Below are 17,567 nucleotides of genomic sequence, written 5' to 3'. Positions count from 1 at the left end.
GAGGGAGTCTGACGATGGGTTTTCTGGACCTTGCCCCGCAGGTATCGGCCTGGTCGGCGGACCAGGTGCGCGACTTTCTGACCAGCCATCACCCCGACAGCTATACCCTCCTCGATGTGCGTCAACCCCGGGAGTTTGCCCCCGGGCACCTGCCGGGAGCGATCAACCTTCCCCTCGATGTGCTGCTCGACCGGTTGCCGGAACTCGACGGCGTCGGGCCGGTGATCGTCTACTGTCAGAGCGGGATGCGCAGCCACGCCGCCGCCGCGGCACTCGCCCGTGCCGGCTACCACGACGTTCATCATCTGGCCGGGGGACTGCACGCCTGGGAGGGGGAGCTGGCGGCGGGCCATCCGGCGGTCGAACTCGAGCGCTTCCAGCGTTACACCCGGCCAACCGAACATGCGGCCCTGGCCTGGTGCCTTGAGGAGGGGACGCGCCGATTTTACGCCGCCGCCGCCGAACAGGCGGAGACCCCGGAACTGGGCACCCTCTTCGGCGAGCTGGTGAACGCCGAGGAGGGGCACAAAAAGATGTTGCGGGGGGTCTACGAAGCGCTCCGCGGCGCTCTCGCTCCCGATGATTTCCCGGCCTGCGAACTCGGCGCAGGCGCTGCTGACGACTACATGGAAGGGGGGATGGAGGTCGCAGAGGCGATCGCCTGGGCCCGGCAGCAGCCGGCGCGGGCGATTCTGGAACTGGCGATGGCGGTGGAGACGAGCGCCCTCGACCGTTACCTCTATCTCCAGCGCCGGCTGCCGGATGAGAACTCGCAGCGGGTCTTCGAGCTGTTGGCCGACGAGGAACGCCGCCATCTGAAACAGCTGGCGGCAGGTCTTGAACGCCTTCTCTGAAATGGCGCGACAGTCTGAAAGGAAAGGAGCGGGGTGGTCGGAAACGGCCACCCCGCTCCTTTATAGGAGCGGATGACGGCGCAGAAAGTCGCGGGCGGCGCCGAGGAATTCATCACAATCGGCAGCGAGCCCGGCGCGATGGCGCTGCAGCTCGTGCAGCCCGGCGGCGAGGTCGCGGGGGCGGCGCAGGCGCTGGCCGAGGCGCTCAAGGGCGCGGCCGACATTCTCCTGCTGGCAGTAGGAGGTGAGCCAGTCGTGGGCGATCATCCGCGGCGCCACCGCCTGGAATCCGGGCGGCAGCAGGGGCAGGTAGGTTTCGATGTCGCGGTAGACCGCCTCGGCAAAATCGCCGAGGGGAATCTCGGCGTGGCGGTGCCAGTGGCGGGCGAGGAAGTGGTCGTAAAAGAGATCGACGAGGATCCCCCGGCAAAGTCCGAAGGCCGGGTCGAGGCGTTCCCGGCTGCGCTGAAAAGCACGGTTCCCCTGGGCAAAGACATCGACCTGGCGATGCTGGCGCAGGCCGCGCAGCAGCAGCGGCGGCCAGCCATCCCTGAGTACGCCCTTGACAAAATCACCGGTCAGGTTGCCGAGCCGGCAGAGGGGCTCGGGGTCGGAGAGGTAGAGATGCACGAGGTAGTTCATCGGGCGGGGAGGGTGCCGGGGAGGGTCGCCAGCGGGTCGCTGGCCGCTTCTTCCTGCGGCAGGTCAAGGGTGGTCAGCTGGAGCTGCTCCTGCAATTCGATAGGGTCCAGGAGGCGTCTGGCGCCGAGCAGCCGCTGGCGGAAATAGCTGTTCGCAATGGCCGAGATGACGACGCGGTGGCTGCGCGAAGAAGCATGCAGCATGTGCCCCTCTCCCAGGTAGATGCCGACATGGGAAGCGTAGGGAGCATAAGTATGGAAGAAGAGGAGATCCCCGCTGGCCAGGTCTTTCGGGTCGACGGGATGGCCGAGACGGAATTGCTCGCGGGCGGTACGTGGCAGTTCGATCCCCAGCGGGCGGAAGAATCGTTGCACCAGGGCCGAACAATCGATACCGCTAAGGTCGTTGCCGCCCAAGCGGTACGGGATGGCGAGGTAGTCGCAGGCCGCGTCCGCCAGCGGGTCTTCCCCGCCGCACGCGGTCTTTTCCGCCCCGGCCGGCTGCTCCCGGGGCAAAGCGAGGCGCAGCCGCTGGCCGGGGTGAATCAGGTCGGAGCCCAATCGGTTGAGATGTTTCAGGTCCTTGACCGAGAGGCCGTTGCGGTGGGCGATGGCGAAGAGGGTATCCCCTTTGCGCACCTTGACCACGGCCGGGTCGGTTGCCGATGGCGCCGCCGGGGCAAAGCCGGGAACGAGCAGACTGAGCAGGCAGAAGCAGAAGGAGAGGGTGGTGGTGCGGCTCATCGACGTTCGATGTGGTCGATGCGCAGCTGTTTGCCCCACATGCGGAAACTGACGCCACCCTCGATCCGTTCGCCGCTGACCTGTACGGCAAGGCCATCCTGGCAGAACTCGACCGGCAAATTGACCGGGTCGTAGCGTTGTCCGTCTGCGGCGACGAGACCGCAGAAGCCGCCTTCGAGCTGCTTGAGGACGACTTGGCCGGAAAATTCAACGTGGTTGGCCGAAGCTGCTGGCTGCGGCCGCGCGGTGCCGGCACTTGCCGGACCGCTACAGGCCGGGAGGAAGGTGAGGAGCAGGAAAAGGGCGCAGGACGGAGCGAATCGAGGCATGACTGCTCTCCGGATAACGGGTTGGTTAGCGGGTAGCCGTTGCTGTCGTTGCGGCGGCCAGGTTCTGGCGACCTTCGAGGGCGGCGAGGAGCTCGCCGGCCCGGGCCTTGAAGGCCGGAAGGTTGGCCTTGGAGACCGGTGACGCCGAGGCACTCTTGAGCTTGGACGGGTTGAGGGGTGCCCCATTTTTGTACATGCGGAAGCAGAGATGCGGTCCGGTGGCGAGGCCGGTCGCACCGACAAAGCCGATGACCTGCCCCTGGGCCACCCGTTTCCCCTGTTTCATCCCCTTGGCAAAGCGGCTCATGTGCAGGTAGAGGCTCTCGATGCCATTGGTGTGCCGCAACTTGATGTAGTTGCCGTTGTACTTGGTGCGGCCGATCTTGACGATGCTGCCGTCGCCGATCGCCATGATCGGCGTGCCGGTCGGCGCCGCGTAATCGATGGCCGGATGGGATTTCCAGGTCTTGGTGATCGGGTGGAAGCGCCGCATGGAAAACCCCGAAGAGATGCGGCTGAAGGCGAGGGGCGCCCGCAAAAAAGCCTTGCGCAGGCTGTTGCCGTCGGCGTCAAAGTAGGCCGGCGTCCGGTCCCCATCCTGATACAGGAAGGCGTCGTAGTGGTCCCCCTGGTTGATGAACTGGGCGGCGAGGATCCGACCATAGCCGGCCGGCTGACCGTCGCGGAAGCGTTTTTCGACAATCGCCTGAAAGGCGTCGCCGACCCGGATATCGCGGATGAAGTCGATATCCCAGGCAAAAATATCGGCGAGGGCGATGGCGAGCTCGGCATTTTCGCCACTCTCGGTGACCGCCTCGAAGAGGCTGGTGGAGATGGTGCCGCGCACCAGGTCGGTCCGCACCGTATAGGCGATCAGCACCCGGGCGACATCGAATCCGCTTTCGCTGGGACGGATAATCAGCTGCTGGTCACGGTCGATGTCGTATTCGAACCGCTCGACCGCGTTATCCTGCAGGCAGAGCTTGAAGGGCTGGCCGGCGCAGATTCCGCTCAAGGGGAAGACCTTGCGGCTGGTCGTCGCCAGGTCATGCAACTGTTGCGGGTTGAAGTAGTCGCCGAGCAGGCCAGTGATGGTGTCTCCGGGCTGGATCGTTCCCTCGACCACCTTGCGGTGAACCTGGGCCTCCGGCGGCGGGGCGCTGATTTCGACCGGGTTGGTACGGGCCTCAAGCTGCGGCACCAGCAGGCGCAGCACCAGGAGCCCGGCACCGAGCGCCAGTACCACCGCCAGCAGCACGACCAGAGAACGGCGGGGACGGGCGGAGCGAGGCGGGGGGGTGCTGCCGAGGGGCGGGTTGAAGTCGAAATCCACGAAATTCCTCAAGGTTCGGAAATGCCGGTAACAAAAGGCTCGGAAAGTGGCGCCATCTTAACAGGAGCGACCGCCTTTTGTCCAGCCGCAGCAGGCCGTTCCTCCGGGCCATTTCTGTTGAAAAGGCGCCGGGGATGGGCTAAAGATGGGGGCACTCTTTTTAGCCCCCAGGTTATCACCAAGGAGCTCTTGTCATGATCGATGCCAATCGCCTTGCTGCCGAATTCGCCCGCATGGCGGAAATTGCCAGTCCTTCCCGCAAAGAGGGGGGGATGGCCCGCTATCTGGCCGGGAGATTTGCCGCTCTGGGCGCTGAGGTCCTCTTCGATGGCGCCGGCCACCAGGTCGGTGGCGAAACCGGCAACCTGATCGCCCGCTTTCCCGGTCAGGGTGAGCCGCTGATGCTCTCGGTTCACATGGACACGGTCGAACCCTGTACCGGGGTTCAGCCGGTGCTCCGGGATGGCCTCTTCACCAGCGCCGGAGAGACCGTCCTCGGAGCGGACGACAAGGCCGGTATCGCTGAACTGATCGAGGCCCTCGAAGTGCTGCAGGCCCGAGCGATTCCCGTTCCGCCCCTCGAAGTGGTGGTGACGATCTGCGAGGAGATCGGCCTGGTCGGTGCCAAGTTTCTCGACTATTCACTGATTCGCGCCCGGCGCGGACTCGCCCTCGACACCTCCGGGGTCGATGTGGTGATCCACCGGGCCCCCTGCGCCAACAAGCTGCGCTTCGAAATTACCGGCCGCGAGGCCCACGCCGGCATCGCTCCGGAGCGGGGAATCTCGGCCATCGAGGTTGCCGGCCGGGCCATTGCCGGGATGCGCCTCGGGCGTATCGACGCCGAGACCACGGCGAACCTCGGCACCATTGCCGGCGGCCTGGCGACCAACATCGTCGCCCGCAGTGTCATCATCGAAGGAGAGGCGCGCAGCCACGATTCGGACAAGCTGGCCACCCAGACCGCGCACATGGTCGACTGTTTCGAACGCGCCGCCCGCGACCAGGTCCGGGAGATCGACGGCCAGACCGTCGCGGCCCAGGTCAAGGTCGAGGTAATCAATGATTATCCCCTGGTCAACGTTCCGCTGGACGCCCCGATTCTCCTGCTGCTGCAACAGGCCGCCGCTAACCTCGGCCGCACCCTGGCGATCCGCGCCGAGGGAGGCGGTTCGGACGCCAACATTTTCAACGGTCACGGCATCGAGACGGTGATTGTCGGGACCGGCATGCGGGATGTGCACACCGTCCAGGAAGCGGTCAGCGTCGCCGATATGGTGCGGGTGACGGAGCTGCTGGTGGAGACGATCCGCCTCGCCGCCGAACCTAAGGTTAAGCCATGAAATTCAAGGTCTCGCCGCAGATCGAAGGGGTCCATTTTCCGCCGATTTCCGAGGTGCGCGGCTGGCTGGTGGGACGGAATTTTCCCGCGCAGCGCCCGCTGATCGATCTCTGCCAGGCGGTCCCCGACTATGCTCCTGCATCTGAACTGGTCGACCATCTCAGGCCGTTGCTCGATGATCCTCAGACCTCCCGCTACACCCCCGACGAGGGGCTTGAGGAGGTGCGCGCGGCCGTATGCGCCTGGTACGGGAGGCGCTACGGCGGCGGACCGCAGGCCGACCAGCTCTGCCTGACCATCGGCGCCAGCCAGGCCTTCTGGCTCGCCATGACGGTCCTCTGCCAGGCCGGTGACGAGGTGATCGTGCAACTCCCGGCCTACTTCGATCACCCGATGGCGCTCCAGGCTCTCGGCATCCGCTGCGTCTACGCCCCCTTCGAAGAGGCGTCCGGCGGCCTTCCCGATCCCCGGGCGATCGCCGCCCTGGTCACACCCCGCACCCGGGCGATCCTGCTGGTCTCGCCGAGTAACCCGACCGGCGCCGTGACCCCGCCGGAAACGCTGCGGCGACTTTTCGACATGGCGCGGGTCCGCAATCTCGCCCTGGTCCTCGACGAAACCTACAACGCCTTCCTCCCCGGCAACGTCCGCCCCCACGAACTCTTTTGCGATCCGGCCTGGAGCGACCATTTCGTCCAGATCGCCTCCTTCGGCAAGACCTTCGCCCTTACCGGTTACCGGGCCGGCGCGCTGATCGCCTCGGCTCCCTTTATCCGCCACGCCCTCAAGGTGCAGGACACGATGGCGGTCTGCCAGCCGCGCATCACCCAGCAGGCGGTGCGCTTCGGCTGCGATCATCTCGATGCCTGGGTTGTGGCGAACAACGCCATGGTGCAGCGCCGCCACGACCTCTTCCGCAAGGAATTCCGGCGTCCCGGCAACCCTTTCGAGCTGGTCGCCAGCGGCGGCTTCTTCGCCTGGGTGCGTCACCCCTGGGACCGCCTCTCCGGCCGTCACGCCGCCCGCCGCCTCGCCGATCTTGGCAACCTCAGCTGTCTCCCCGGCGAAGTCTTCGGGCCCGGCCTCGAACCTTACCTGCGCCTCGCCTTCGGCAATCTGCCGGAAGCGGCGGTGCCGGCGGCGGTGGCGCGCTTTCGGGAGCTGGGTGCCTGATCGCCGAACGAACCGTAGGTTGGGTTGAATGGAATGAAACCCAACACTGTTGGCACCCCACCGGAGATTTCCGGGTTGAATGCAATGAAACCTGACATCGATTCTTGTGTTGGGTTTCGCTTTGCTCTACCCAACCTACGCTGGTAATTGGCTGGCGGTCCGTGCTAGATAGGGCATCATGTCTGCACCCCTCCCCATCGACAAGGTTCTCCCTGAACTCATCACGGCCCTTGCCACCCACCCGGCGGCGGTCCTCGAAGCGCCCCCTGGCGCCGGCAAAACGACGCGGGTGCCGCTGGCGCTCCTCGACCAGCCCTGGCTTGCCGGGCAGTCGATCATTATGCTTGAGCCGCGCCGGCTCGCCGCTACCAATGCCGCCCGCTTCATGGCACGACTGCGGGGCGAAGAGGTCGGGCAGGCCGTTGGCTACGTCATTCGCTATGAACGCAAGGTGTCAAGGCGAACGCGCATCGAGGTGGTGACGGAAGGGATTCTCACCCGCCGGTTGCAGAGCGATCCGGAGCTCGCCGGCGTCGGGCTGGTCATCTTCGACGAATTCCACGAGCGCAATCTCAACTCCGACCTTGCCCTCGCCCTCTGCCGCGATGCCCAGCTCGGGCTGCGCTCGGACTTGAAGCTCCTCGTCATGTCGGCAACCCTCGACGCCGCCCCGGTGGCCCAGCTCCTTGGCGGCTGCCCGCGCATCAGCAGCACCGGGCGCAGCTTCCCGGTCGAGGTGCGCTATCTGCCCCAAGAGCCGACCGGCCGGGTCGGCGACTATGTTCCGCCGGCAATACGCCGGGCTCTTGGCGAGACCCGGGGCGATCTGCTCGTTTTTCTCCCCGGCAGCGGTGAGATCAGGCGCTGCGCCGAGCAGTTAGCCGATCTGGCCGGCAAGGTCGATGTCCGGCCGCTCTACGGTGATCTCCCTTTTGCCGAACAGGAACGGGCGATCCTTCCCGGCCCCAGGCGCAAGGTGGTCCTTGCCACCAACATCGCCGAAACCAGCCTGACCATCGAAGGGGTGGCGGTGGTGGTCGATGCCGGTTTTGAGCGGCGACCCCGTTTTGACGCCGCCCGTGGCATGACCAGCCTGGAGATGGTACGAATCTCCCGGGCCAGTGCCGAACAGCGCGCCGGTCGTGCCGGGCGCCTCGGCCCCGGGGTCTGCTATCGGCTCTGGACCGAAGGGAGCCAGGGAGCGCTGCTCCCCTACACCCCCCCGGAGATCCGTGGCGCCGATCTCGCCCCCCTCGCCCTTGAACTCGCCCACTGGGGAGTGCAGGACGCCAGCGAGCTCGCCTGGCTCGACCCCCCTCCCGCCGGCCACCTCGCCGGGGCGCATGCCCTGTTGCACCTCCTTGGTGCTCTTGACGGCCAGGGGCGCCTGACCTCCCGCGGTGAGGCAATGGCGCAACTGCCGGCCCATCCGCGCCTCTCCCGCCTCCTCCTCGCGGCGCAGGATGCCGGCGTGCCGGGCCTTGGCGCCGATCTCGCCGCCCTGCTCGGGGAACGGGACCTGGCCGGACGCGAGGCGCCAGCCCACGCCGGCGCCAGTGACCTGCTCGACCGGCTCGAACTGCTGCGGCGGCGCGGGGGGGAGGCGGCAGCGCGCGCGGCACGTTATTGGCGGGAAAAACTCGTGGTTGGTGCCGCGGAGGCTCCTCCCGACGCCGAAGCGGTCGGACGGCTGCTGGCAGCAGCTTTCCCCGACCGCATCGGCCGCGAACGGGAACCCGGCAGCGGGCGCTACCTGTTCAGCGGCGGATTCGGTGGCAAACTCTCGGCGCGCTCGGCCCTCAAGGGTGGGGAGTGGCTGGTGGCGGTGGAGGTTACCGGCAGGCCGGGCGGGGAGGGGGCAATCGATCTCGCCAACCGGTTACGCCGGGAGACGGTCGAGGAACTCTTCGGCCGGGACCTGGCCTGGGAGCGGGAGGTCGATTGGGATGAGCGCGCCGGGCGGGTGGTCGCCCGCGAGGTGCGCCGGTTGGGGGCGCTGCTGCTGCAGGAGCGGCCGGTGAAGGCAACGCCGGCGGATACGGTTCCGGCGCTACTGGCGGTGATCCGCCGCCGGGGCCTCGACCTGCTCGACTGGAACCCGGCCGCGCTGCAACTGCGGGCGCGCGCCGCGCTGGTCGCCGCCCATCGTCCCGGTTGGCCCAACCTTTCCGATGCGGGGTTGCTGGCCTCTCTGGAGGCCTGGCTTGCACCGCACCTGGCCGGCACCACCACTCTGGCCGGTCTGCGCAAGGTCGACCTCTGGTCCGCCCTGCAGAACTATCTTGGTTGGCAGCGCCAGCAGGAGCTGAGCCGCCTCGCCCCGGAGCGGCTGTCCGTGCCGAGCGGTTCGGCTATCCGCCTCGACTACGCGGCCTCCGAGGGCCCGGTCCTCGCCTGCAAGCTGCAGGAACTTTTCGGCCTGGCTGCGACACCGGCGGTCGTCGGCGGCACCGTGCCGGTCCTGATCCATCTCCTCTCTCCCGCCGGCCGGCCGCTGGCTGTCACCCGCGATCTGCGCTCTTTCTGGGACAGCGTCTACCCCGAAGTGAAGAAGGAGATGAAGGGGCGCTACCCCCGGCATCCCTGGCCGGATGACCCCTGGAACACGGTGGCGACCAGGCGGGTCAAGAAGCGGACCTAGGCGGGTACTCCCTGCCCACCTGTTGGCCCGGGAGGCCCGATCTGTTACGATGAGATCGCTATTGACCTTCGCCCGAGCGAGCCAATTTTTCCGAAAGGTTTGACACGATGACACCTCTGGACCAGGCCCTCAAAAGCCTCCATGACGACCCCGAAAGTCTCGAGAATCGGCATCACTTTTACAGCCTTTTTCTCCAGAGCAACTTTTTTGTGCCGATTTTCGACCAGGAGAGTGGCGGCGTGTCCAGTGCAACTGGGCCAAAGGCTGATCCGGAGAAGGCGTTGCCGCTGATCATGGAAGCCGACGGCAGCAACTTCATGATGTTGTTTGACGAAGAAGAGCGGGTGACCGCCTGGGCCGAGGAGGAGGTGCAGTGCCTCACCATGCCCGGCTACGTGGCAATTGCGATGGCGACCGAAGGGCTGCACCTGGCGATGAATGTCGGGACCGACCATGCCAAGCAGTTTGTGCCGGAAGAGATCAACTGGCTCAAGCAGGTCGTGGAAAAGAGCGCAGAGGCTGGCGCCGAGTAAGAAGTGGCGTGACCTACAGCTTATCGCAGACGCTGCGGATCTTCTCCTCCATCGTCTGCGTGCGATCGGTACGGGTGCCGACCTTGAGGGTGGTGGTGATGCGCGGCGCGCCCAGGGCGTGAACCGTCTCGTGGCAGCGCTTGACGGCGGCGAAGACGGTGTCCCATTCCCCCTCGATGTTGGTCCCGTAGGCATGCAGGTTGTGTTTCAGTCCGGCTTCCTGGATCACTTTTTCACAGGCGGCGATGTAGGGGGAGACCGAAACGCCGACTCCGAGGGGGACGATGCAGAGATCGATGATCACGTTCATGCTACCTCCAACTCAACTTCTTTTTCGATTGGCCTGATCCGGGTAATCCGATTTGATCCATGTCCAAAGGGTAGTGAAGTCAAGGTCATGTGGACACGGATTGCACGGATGAACACGGATTTCAGTCAAGGACAACCTATTCAGGGTTTTTGCCCGGTTGAAACGAATTAATCGGCTGAAAAGGCGTCGCGAATCTGCTCCAGCCGCCGGCGGTTGACGCCGAAGTCGGACCAGCCGCTGCGGGCGGCGCTGCGCATTTCGATCCGGTTTTCGTCGGCGGGGAGATAGAACTCGAGGTCGTCGACGAAACGGAAGATCAGCGAACGGGCCTCGGCATGCAGGTAATCGTCGCTGCGGGCGACGATGCGGGTGCGGGGCTGCGCGGCGACTACCTGCGCCAGTCGTTCCAGCGCCGCCGCACGGCTGCCGCTGTAGCTGAGCGGCGCGATCCGGTGGTCCGCATCACCTTCCTGACTGGCGAAGCAGTTAGGGCTTTTGGGACAGGCGGCGAGCCGCCCGTTCTGGAGACCAAGCCCCGGTGGGATCTCCCCGGCGCAGGCGGTCAGCAGCAGTCCAGCCAGCATCAATACCCACCTTCCCGCCTTTTTGTTTATATCCGCTCCACCTCCAACTGCTCTTCTGCGGCCAGCTCCCGGTTCGCAGCGAGCAGCGCCTCTTCGCCGCCGATCACCGAAACCACACTTGCGCTGCGTCCGGCGATCAGGTATTTCTCCGCCGCCGCCATCAGCTGCTGGCGATCAACGGCGAGGATCCGCTGCCGCAACTGCTGGCGCAATTCCAGGGTCATCCCCTGGCGGAGATTGGCGAACTCGCGGGCGCCGCGGCTGCCGGGGGCGAGGGGGCGGTCAAGGTCGCCGAAGACGGCGAGGACCGCTTCGTCGATTCCCTGGGTGTCGAAGTGGCCGCCGGCCGCCCAGTTCGCCGCCTCGTCGAAGACGCGCAGGGTGCGGGCGAGCTGCGGATCGCGGTAGGAGAGAAGAGAGAGCAGCCCCCCTTCCGCATCGTAGCTTGCCATGCCGCCGTAGGCGCCCCCCTTTTCGCGGATTTCGCGATGCAGGTAGCCGGTCCGCAGTAGCTTGGCGAGGACCAGCAGGGCGGCCGTGTCGGGTGCCGTGAAGGAGACTCCGGGGAAGACCCGGGTGACGTAATTCACCGGAACCGAGGTGGCCCAGCCGAAACTTCCGCGGCCACCCTCGAAGGTTGGCAGCGGGTGCCGGTTATCGGTGCCGGCCGGCAGAGATTCAAGGTAGCCGGCAAGCTGCCGGGAGAAGGTCGGCAGCTGCTCCTCCTCGCCGGTCAAGCCGCAGGTGAGGGTGGCGCGGCCAAAGAGGATGCCGGCCAGTTCCTGCAGGTTTGTCGCCACCTCCTGCAGCGCGGCCGGTTCCAGGGCGGCGAGGCGCCTTGCCTGCCGAACCTGGGTGAGGCCGGCCCAGCCTTCGCGCAGGGCGCCGCCGGGGGTCAGGCGGGCTGCGGCGGCACGGGCCGCGTAGCTGTGGCCGGAGCCGGTAATTGAATTGTCGAGGTTGGTACGCAGCTGGTTGAAGACGGTGCGCAGCCGCGCGAGGTCGGAAAAATCGGGAGCCCGGCTGAGATCGCTGAGAATGGCGAAGAGCGGGCCGGCGTTGCGCTCCAGGGCTTTGCCGCGCAGGCTCAGAATGGCCTGCAGCTGGCGGTGGTCGGCCGGGTCTTCGAGGAGGTCGGTGCTGATACTGATTCCGCCGGTGGCGGCCTCGATCCGTTCCGCCATTTCGAGGTAACTCCTGCCAGCGGCGCCGACCTGGGTGAGGAGGGTGCAGTAGAAGGGGATGAGCGGCAGCAGCCGGGGCGGGACCAGGGCGACCGGCATGTGGGCGTGGAGATAACCGATGCCGTTGGTCGGCTGCGGGAAGAGGTGGACCGCACCTTGTGCAAGGCTCTGCTGCGTTACCGGCACCGCAGCTTCGGACGGCGGGATATCCTGGCGACCGAGGCCGGGCAGGCAGGAGAGATCCTCGGCCGCTTCCTGGGCCTGCTGCAGTTCCTCGGCGGCGCGCTTGATCGCCTCCCGCTCGGCGGGAGTGAGGGTGGCGCCGACCGTCTGCAGCCGGGCGCTGGTTTCTGCTTCCTGGCGCTGCTGCAGCTGGTGGTCGGGGCGCAGGGTCAGGGTGACCCGTTGCGGGTTGTCGAGAAGCCGGCGGCGAATCAGCTGCTGGAAGAAGGGGCCGGCGGCCAGCTCCTGGCGCAGCCGGGCGAGATTGGCATCGAGCTGCAGCGGTGAGAGGGGGTCGTCGGCATGGAGCCAGGGACCGAGCATCCGCATCAGCAGGGCGAGGGGGTAGGGGTAGTGGTCGCCGGAGACCTCGCGATGACCGAATTCGAGGCGATGAATGGCCGCTTCGATGCGCTCTGCCGAGAAGCCGGTCTCTGCGACCTGTTCCAGGGTTTCGAAGATCAGGGCCTCGACCCTGGCGCTGTGCTCCGGTTCGCTCGCCTGCAGGCCGGCGGCGAAATAGGTGGTGCGGTTTTCGTCGTGGAAGCCCCCCCCGGGAGCGAGGTTGCCGCCGAGACCCGAGTCGAGCAGCGCCTTGTAGAGCGGTGCCGCCGGGTTGCCGAGGAGGAGGGTCGCGAGCAGGCCCAGGGCGAGGCGCTCGAAGCTGTCATTGACATCTCCGGCCAGCCAGCCGACCTGGATCATGGTCTTGGCCGTCAGCGCCTCGGCGGCATCGAGGGGATAGAACTCCTCCACCCGGCGCGGCGCGGTGAGCCCGGTCTCGGGCGGGACTGCACTGTCGACCTGGCGCGGCAGGGTATGGCGCAGCACTCTCGCCTCGACGACCCGCAGGTGCTCCTGCAGCGGCAGGTTGCCGTAGCTGAAGAACCAGGCATTGCCGGGCTGGTAGTAGTCGCGATGAAAGGCGCGCAGTCCTTCCCAGGTCAGCGCGGGGATCTCTTCCGGCTCGCCGCCTGAATTGTGCCGGTAGCAGGTGGTCGGGTAAAGGGCGCGACTTAGCCGTCGCGACAGGAGCGATGAAGGGGACGCCATCGCCCCCTTCATCTCGTTGTAGACCACTCCCTTGTAGGTCAGGGGGGAGGCCGGGTCGGTCGGGTCGAGAAATTCGAGCCGGTGCCCCTCCTGGCGGAAGTCGCGCTCCCGCAGCAGGGGGAAGAAGGCGGCGTCGAGGTAGACCTCCATCAGGTTGTAGAAGTCCTTGCGATTCTGGCTGGCAAAGGGGTAGGAGGTCCAGTCGCTGGCGGTCATGGCGTTCATGAAGGTATTGAGGCTGCGCTTGAGCATGGTGAAGAAAGGATCGCGCACCGGAAAGCGCTCTGACCCGCAAAGGACGGTGTGCTCCAAGATGTGGGCGACGCCGGTCGAATCGGCGGGTGGAGTGCGGAAGGTGACGGCAAAGAGGTTGTTGGGATCGGCAGTGGCGAGGTGGACATAGCGGGCGCCGCTCGCCGGGTGGCGCAGCTGGATGAAGGTGGCATTGAGTTCCGGCAGTTCGATCTGTCGAACAGTTTCGAATCCGTAGCCGAAGGGACCGGGCGCGGGGGTGGTTTCAGTCATTGGCAGGCAACTCCCAAGGTTAATTTGTCAGGTCGTAAGTTTAACCGACCGGAAGGGAATGTCACGGCCAAAGTCGCACCCTCACGGGCGACATGATGCCCAGGTCGCTGGCTGATTGAAGGGTTGCAGGTCGATTGTGGAGCCGGGCGGAGAGTCGGCAGGCCATGAAGGCCGATTTTGGGGTTGCAGAAAGTACGGGGGTGTGTTAGTAATCTCCCTCTTGTCGGGGCGTAGCGCAGCCTGGTAGCGCACCTGCCTTGGGAGCAGGGGGCCGCTGGTTCGAATCCAGTCGCCCCGACCATTCCGCGCCAGTAGCTCAGTTGGAAAGAGCAGCGGCCTTCTAAGCCGTTGGCCGAGGGTTCGAATCCTTCCTGGCGCGCCATTTCAGCCGTGTCGGGAAAACCCAAGATTCCCGTTGACAAATGGCCAGTTGCTTGGCTAGTATTGGCTCCGTTTTGTGGTGGGTGTAGCTCAGTTGGTAGAGCACTGGATTGTGGCTCCAGTTGTCGAGGGTTCGATCCCCTTCACTCACCCCATTTAGATTGGACTGGCCCGCCTTTTCCGTGCCTGAGATTTGTGGCTTTCCGGGCCACAGGTAAGTCGGCAAAAAAGGGCGGGCTTCTCTATTTTCCCATCGGCAGACAGGCGCACCCGCCGGGAAACCTTCCCGAGTGCCGGTTGGCCTGACCGCGTCGTTGGAAAATTCCGTGCGAGAGTGGCGGAACTGGCAGACGCACTGGACTTAGGATCCAGCGGGCAACCGTGGGGGTTCGACTCCCCCCTCTCGCACCAACCTCAATAATCGCGGCAAGGATCCTGGCCGCGCCCACGCATCCGACCGGTTGGCCATCAGGCCCCTTTGCCCTTTTTCACAGCTTCAATCCAAGGTGAGGAAAATCAGATGAACGTCAAGATAGAAGAGATCAGCAGCGTCCGGAAGAAACTTTCCTTCGAGCTCCCTGCCGACCATGTGGCGGCAGAGATCGACAAGGCCTACAGCAAGATTGGCAAGTCGGCCAAGCTTCCCGGATTTCGCCCCGGCAAGGTTCCGCGGGCTATCCTCGAACGGCAGTTTGCGCCGCAGATGGAAGAGCAGGTACTCAGCCGGCTGATCAATGATTCCTACTTCAAGGCCCTGTTCGAGCACAAGATTCTGGCCATCGCCGATCCGGAAATCGTCGACAGTGGTGTGATCGCAAAAGGGCAGCCTTTTACCTACGAGGCCCATGTCGAGGTCAAGCCGGAATTCACCGCCAAGGACTACACCGGGCTCAAGCTCGAAAAGGAGCGGTTCGAGGCCGATCCCGAGGTGACCGACAAGCGCATCGAGGAGATGCGGGCCTCCCGGGCCGAGATGGTGGTTTCCACTCGCAAGAAGGCGCGCAAGGGCGATTTTGTCGTCATCGATTTCGAAGGTTTCCTCAAGGGGGAGGCCTTTGAAGGGGGGAAGGCGGAAGGGCACCAGCTCGAGCTCGGTTCGGGGAGCTTCATCCCCGGCTTCGAAGAGCAGCTCGAAGGGATGAAACGGGAGGAGGAGAAGGAGATTCAGGTCACCTTCCCCGCCGACTACGGCAACGAGGAACTCGCCGGCCAGGAGGTCACCTTCAAGGTGCGTCTGCACGAGATCAAGGAGAAGGAACTGCCCGCTCTCGATGACGAGTTTGCCAAGGGGTTCGGACTCGATTCCGTCGCCGAGCTGCGCGCGCGTCTCGAAGAGAACTACCTCACCCAGGAGCGGAACCGGATCGACGGTGACCTGCGTGAACGCCTGATGGAAGCCCTGATCGCGGCGAACCCGGTCGAGGCCCCCGAGACCATGGTCTCCGGCCAGCTCGATTACATGCTCGCCAACATCCGTTCCCGCATGCAGTCCCAGGGGATGAGCCTGGAGATGCTTGGCATGAACGAAGAGTCTTTCCGCGCCATGTACCGCGACACGGCGGTCAAGCAGGTGCAGGGGACCCTGATCCTGGAGGCGATCGGCCGCCAGGAGGGATTGCAGGTCGAGGAGAGCGAGATCGACGGCAAACTCGAGCAGATTGCCGCCATGTCCAACGCGCCAATCGATGCCGTCAAGCGCCATTACGGCAACGAAGACGCCCGCCGCGGCCTGCTGCTGCAGATGGGTGAAGAGAAGGTGATCGAGTTCCTGCTGGCCGGGGCACAGATCAGCGAAGTTGCCAAAGCAGACCTGGCGGCCAAATCGACCGACGACAAGGAGTGAAGCTGATGACCCTGGTACCGATGGTGGTTGAGCAGACCGGACGGGGCGAGCGCGCCTACGATATCTATTCACGACTGCTCAAGGACCGGATCATCTTTCTCGGCGGAGCGATTGAGGATCATATGGCCAACCTGGTCATTGCCCAGCTCCTCTTTCTCGAGTCCGAGGATCCGGAAAAGGATATTCACCTATATATCAACTCCCCCGGTGGGGTGGTGACGGCTGGTATGGCCATTTATGATACAATGCAGTATCTGAAGGCTCCCGTATCGACCATCTGTGTCGGGCAGGCGGCGAGCATGGGGGCGGTCCTGCTGGCGGCCGGGTCGGAGGGGAAGCGCTTCGCTCTGCCCAATGCACGGATCATGATTCACCAGCCCCTCGGCGGTTTCCAGGGACAGGCGACCGACATCAATATCCACGCCCAGGAGATTCTGCGCATGCGCGATACCCTGAACGGGATTCTGGCAAAACACACTGGACAGAAGCTGGAGCGGATCGCGGCTGACACCGAGCGGGATTTCTTCATGGGTAGCGAGGCGGCGAAGAAATATGGTATCGTCGACGACATCGTGAAGAGCAAAATCTGAATCACCCCTGAACGGAGGCAGTATTGAGCCCGAACAACGAGCATTCCGGACAGCTGATCTGTTCCTTCTGTGGCAAGGCCCAGGACGAGGTCAAGAAGCTGATTGCCGGCCCGGCGGTCTACATCTGCGATGAGTGTATCGAGCTGTGCAAGGACATCATCGCCGAGGAAGCCAAGCTCGAGGAGTCTGGCGGCAGCGGGACTGGCAGCCTGCCCAAACCGATCGAAATCAAGGAAGTTCTGGACGAGTATGTCATCGGCCAGGAGCGCGCCAAGAAGGTCCTGGCGGTCGCGGTCTACAATCATTACAAGCGGGTGGAGAATACCGGCCGTACCGGTGATGTAGAGGTGCAGAAGAGCAACATCCTGCTCCTGGGACCGACCGGCAGCGGCAAGACCCTCCTTGCCCAGACCCTGGCCCGACTCCTCGACGTTCCTTTTGCCATCGCCGACGCCACCAACCTGACCGAGGCGGGTTATGTCGGTGAAGATGTCGAGAATATCATTCTCAATCTGCTGCAGGCGGCCGACTACGACCTCGAGAAAGCGCAGAAGGGGATCATCTATATCGACGAGGTCGACAAGGTCGCCCGCAAGTCCGATTCCCCGTCGATCACCCGGGATGTCTCCGGCGAAGGGGTGCAGCAGGCGCTGCTCAAAATCATCGAAGGGACCATGGCGAGCGTTCCTCCCAAGGGGGGGCGCAAGCACCCCCAGCAGGAATTTCTCAAGGTCGATACCACCAATATCCTCTTTATCTGCGGTGGTGCCTTTTCCGGCCTCGACACCATTATTTCCCAGCGTATCGGTGCCAAAGGGATGGGTTTTGGCGCCGATATCCGGCGCAAGAGTGAACAGAACCTGGGAGAAATCCTCGCCCAGGTCGAACCCTCGGACCTGCTGAAATACGGCCTGATCCCCGAATTTATCGGCCGGCTGCCAGTGGTTGCCACCCTTAACGAACTGGATGAGGAATCGTTGATCCAGATTCTCAAGGAGCCCAGGAACGCTCTCGTCAAGCAATACCAGAAGCTCTTCGAGATGGAAAAGGTCCATCTTCGCTTCACCGACGGCGCCCTGGTTGCCATTGCCAGGGAAGCGCTCAAGCGCAAGACCGGCGCTCGTGGCCTCCGCTCGATCCTCGAGAATGCCATGCTGGAGGTCATGTATGATATTCCGTCCCAGGACCGGGTCAAAGAGGTCGTGATCAGTGAGGAAACCATCATTGGCAATGCCCGGCCGATCGTCCTCTACGAATGCGCCGAGTCGGCGTGAACTGTTTGAAC

At 64.7% G+C, this 17,567-nt stretch carries 15 protein-coding genes and 4 tRNA genes; 12 read left to right on the top strand and 7 right to left on the bottom strand.

The genetic code is table 11. The features are described from left to right. Window positions 1-14: 14 nt before the first annotated feature. A complete protein-coding gene (locus ACYQ8E_RS06650) occupies window positions 15-854 on the top strand; it encodes a rhodanese-like domain-containing protein (protein ID WP_066727754.1) in 840 nt (279 codons plus the stop codon). A gap of 60 nt (window positions 855-914) precedes the next feature. Here ACYQ8E_RS06650 and ACYQ8E_RS06645 read toward each other — a convergent pair whose 3' ends face one another. From ACYQ8E_RS06645 to ACYQ8E_RS06630, 4 genes are read right to left on the bottom strand one after another with little or no spacing between them, the layout of a single operon-like run. Next, window positions 915-1,496, bottom strand: a complete 582-nt coding sequence (locus ACYQ8E_RS06645; protein WP_066727753.1) for an acyl carrier protein phosphodiesterase — start codon at window positions 1,494-1,496, stop codon at window positions 915-917. Continuing rightward, window positions 1,493-2,239 carry a C40 family peptidase gene (locus ACYQ8E_RS06640; RefSeq protein WP_066727752.1) on the bottom strand — a complete coding sequence of 249 codons (747 nt, stop codon included), beginning with the start codon at window positions 2,237-2,239 and terminating at the stop codon, window positions 1,493-1,495. The genes ACYQ8E_RS06645 and ACYQ8E_RS06640 overlap by 4 nt, the downstream gene beginning before the upstream one ends. After that, window positions 2,236-2,568, bottom strand: coding sequence for a hypothetical protein (locus ACYQ8E_RS06635; RefSeq protein ID WP_066727751.1), 333 nt, complete (start codon window positions 2,566-2,568; stop codon window positions 2,236-2,238). Before ACYQ8E_RS06635 ends, ACYQ8E_RS06640 begins: the two co-directional genes overlap by 4 nt. A 25-nt stretch (window positions 2,569-2,593) precedes the next feature. Continuing rightward, the gene (locus ACYQ8E_RS06630; protein WP_231875331.1) at window positions 2,594-3,901 is read right to left on the bottom strand and encodes a M23 family metallopeptidase; all 1,308 of its coding nucleotides are present in this window, start codon (window positions 3,899-3,901) and stop codon (window positions 2,594-2,596) included. 194 nt (window positions 3,902-4,095) lie between these two features. Between ACYQ8E_RS06630 and ACYQ8E_RS06625 the strand changes: the two genes are divergently transcribed. The 4 genes from ACYQ8E_RS06625 (at window position 4,096) to ACYQ8E_RS06610 (ending at window position 9,590) form a co-directional block, all read left to right on the top strand. After that, window positions 4,096-5,244 carry a M20/M25/M40 family metallo-hydrolase gene (locus tag ACYQ8E_RS06625; protein WP_066727750.1) on the top strand — a complete coding sequence of 383 codons (1,149 nt, stop codon included), beginning with the start codon at window positions 4,096-4,098 and terminating at the stop codon, window positions 5,242-5,244. Further along, a complete protein-coding gene (locus tag ACYQ8E_RS06620) occupies window positions 5,241-6,416 on the top strand; it encodes an aminotransferase (RefSeq protein WP_459860455.1) in 1,176 nt (391 codons plus the stop codon). The genes ACYQ8E_RS06625 and ACYQ8E_RS06620 overlap by 4 nt, the downstream gene beginning before the upstream one ends. 178 nt (window positions 6,417-6,594) lie before the next feature. Further along, complete coding sequence (gene hrpB, locus ACYQ8E_RS06615; RefSeq protein ID WP_066727748.1) at window positions 6,595-9,057, top strand: ATP-dependent helicase HrpB; 2,463 nt, start codon at window positions 6,595-6,597, stop codon at window positions 9,055-9,057. Window positions 9,058-9,164: 107 nt separating this feature from the next. Further along, window positions 9,165-9,590: an SseB family protein gene (locus tag ACYQ8E_RS06610; RefSeq protein ID WP_066727747.1), complete on the top strand. Its 426-nt coding sequence runs from the start codon at window positions 9,165-9,167 to the stop codon at window positions 9,588-9,590. A gap of 13 nt (window positions 9,591-9,603) precedes the next feature. On the opposite strand, the gene ACYQ8E_RS06605 is transcribed toward ACYQ8E_RS06610, so the two are convergent. The 3 genes from ACYQ8E_RS06605 to ACYQ8E_RS06595 all read right to left on the bottom strand — a co-directional run bounded on the left by ACYQ8E_RS06605 (window position 9,604) and on the right by ACYQ8E_RS06595 (window position 13,468). Further along, window positions 9,604-9,900 carry an MTH1187 family thiamine-binding protein gene (locus tag ACYQ8E_RS06605; protein ID WP_066727746.1) on the bottom strand — a complete coding sequence of 99 codons (297 nt, stop codon included), beginning with the start codon at window positions 9,898-9,900 and terminating at the stop codon, window positions 9,604-9,606. Window positions 9,901-10,067: 167 nt separating this feature from the next. Next, window positions 10,068-10,484 (bottom strand): DUF1499 domain-containing protein, encoded by a 417-nt coding sequence (locus ACYQ8E_RS06600; protein WP_066727745.1) that lies wholly within the window; start codon window positions 10,482-10,484, stop codon window positions 10,068-10,070. Between the two features lie 26 nt (window positions 10,485-10,510). Further along, on the bottom strand, window positions 10,511-13,468 hold the full coding sequence (locus ACYQ8E_RS06595) for an insulinase family protein (RefSeq protein WP_066727744.1): 2,958 nt from the start codon (window positions 13,466-13,468) through the stop codon (window positions 10,511-10,513). Window positions 13,469-13,692: 224 nt separating this feature from the next. On the opposite strand from ACYQ8E_RS06595, the gene ACYQ8E_RS06590 reads away from it, so the two are divergent. The 7 genes from ACYQ8E_RS06590 to clpX all read left to right on the top strand — a co-directional run bounded on the left by ACYQ8E_RS06590 (window position 13,693) and on the right by clpX (window position 17,556). After that, window positions 13,693-13,769: transfer RNA gene (locus tag ACYQ8E_RS06590), tRNA-Pro, on the top strand. A gap of 4 nt (window positions 13,770-13,773) precedes the next feature. After that, window positions 13,774-13,850, top strand: a tRNA-Arg gene (locus ACYQ8E_RS06585). Window positions 13,851-13,928: 78 nt separating this feature from the next. Beyond that, window positions 13,929-14,004 (top strand) — tRNA-His (locus ACYQ8E_RS06580). 173 nt (window positions 14,005-14,177) lie between these two features. Beyond that, window positions 14,178-14,260 (top strand) — tRNA-Leu (locus ACYQ8E_RS06575). 109 nt (window positions 14,261-14,369) lie between these two features. Continuing rightward, window positions 14,370-15,692: a trigger factor gene (gene tig, locus ACYQ8E_RS06570; RefSeq protein WP_066727743.1), complete on the top strand. Its 1,323-nt coding sequence runs from the start codon at window positions 14,370-14,372 to the stop codon at window positions 15,690-15,692. Between the two features lie 5 nt (window positions 15,693-15,697). After that, entirely contained in the window at window positions 15,698-16,282 is a 585-nt protein-coding gene (clpP, locus tag ACYQ8E_RS06565; protein WP_066727742.1) for an ATP-dependent Clp endopeptidase proteolytic subunit ClpP, read from the top strand. A 23-nt stretch (window positions 16,283-16,305) separates the two neighbouring features. Then, a complete protein-coding gene (gene clpX / locus ACYQ8E_RS06560; RefSeq protein ID WP_066727741.1) occupies window positions 16,306-17,556 on the top strand; it encodes an ATP-dependent Clp protease ATP-binding subunit ClpX in 1,251 nt (416 codons plus the stop codon). The last annotated feature ends 11 nt before the right edge of the window (window positions 17,557-17,567 follow it).

It is taken from the genome of Desulfuromonas carbonis, assembly GCF_054658035.1.
The sequence above is the reverse complement of the archived record's forward strand: the minus strand, read 5'-3'. Positions and strand labels throughout refer to the sequence as shown.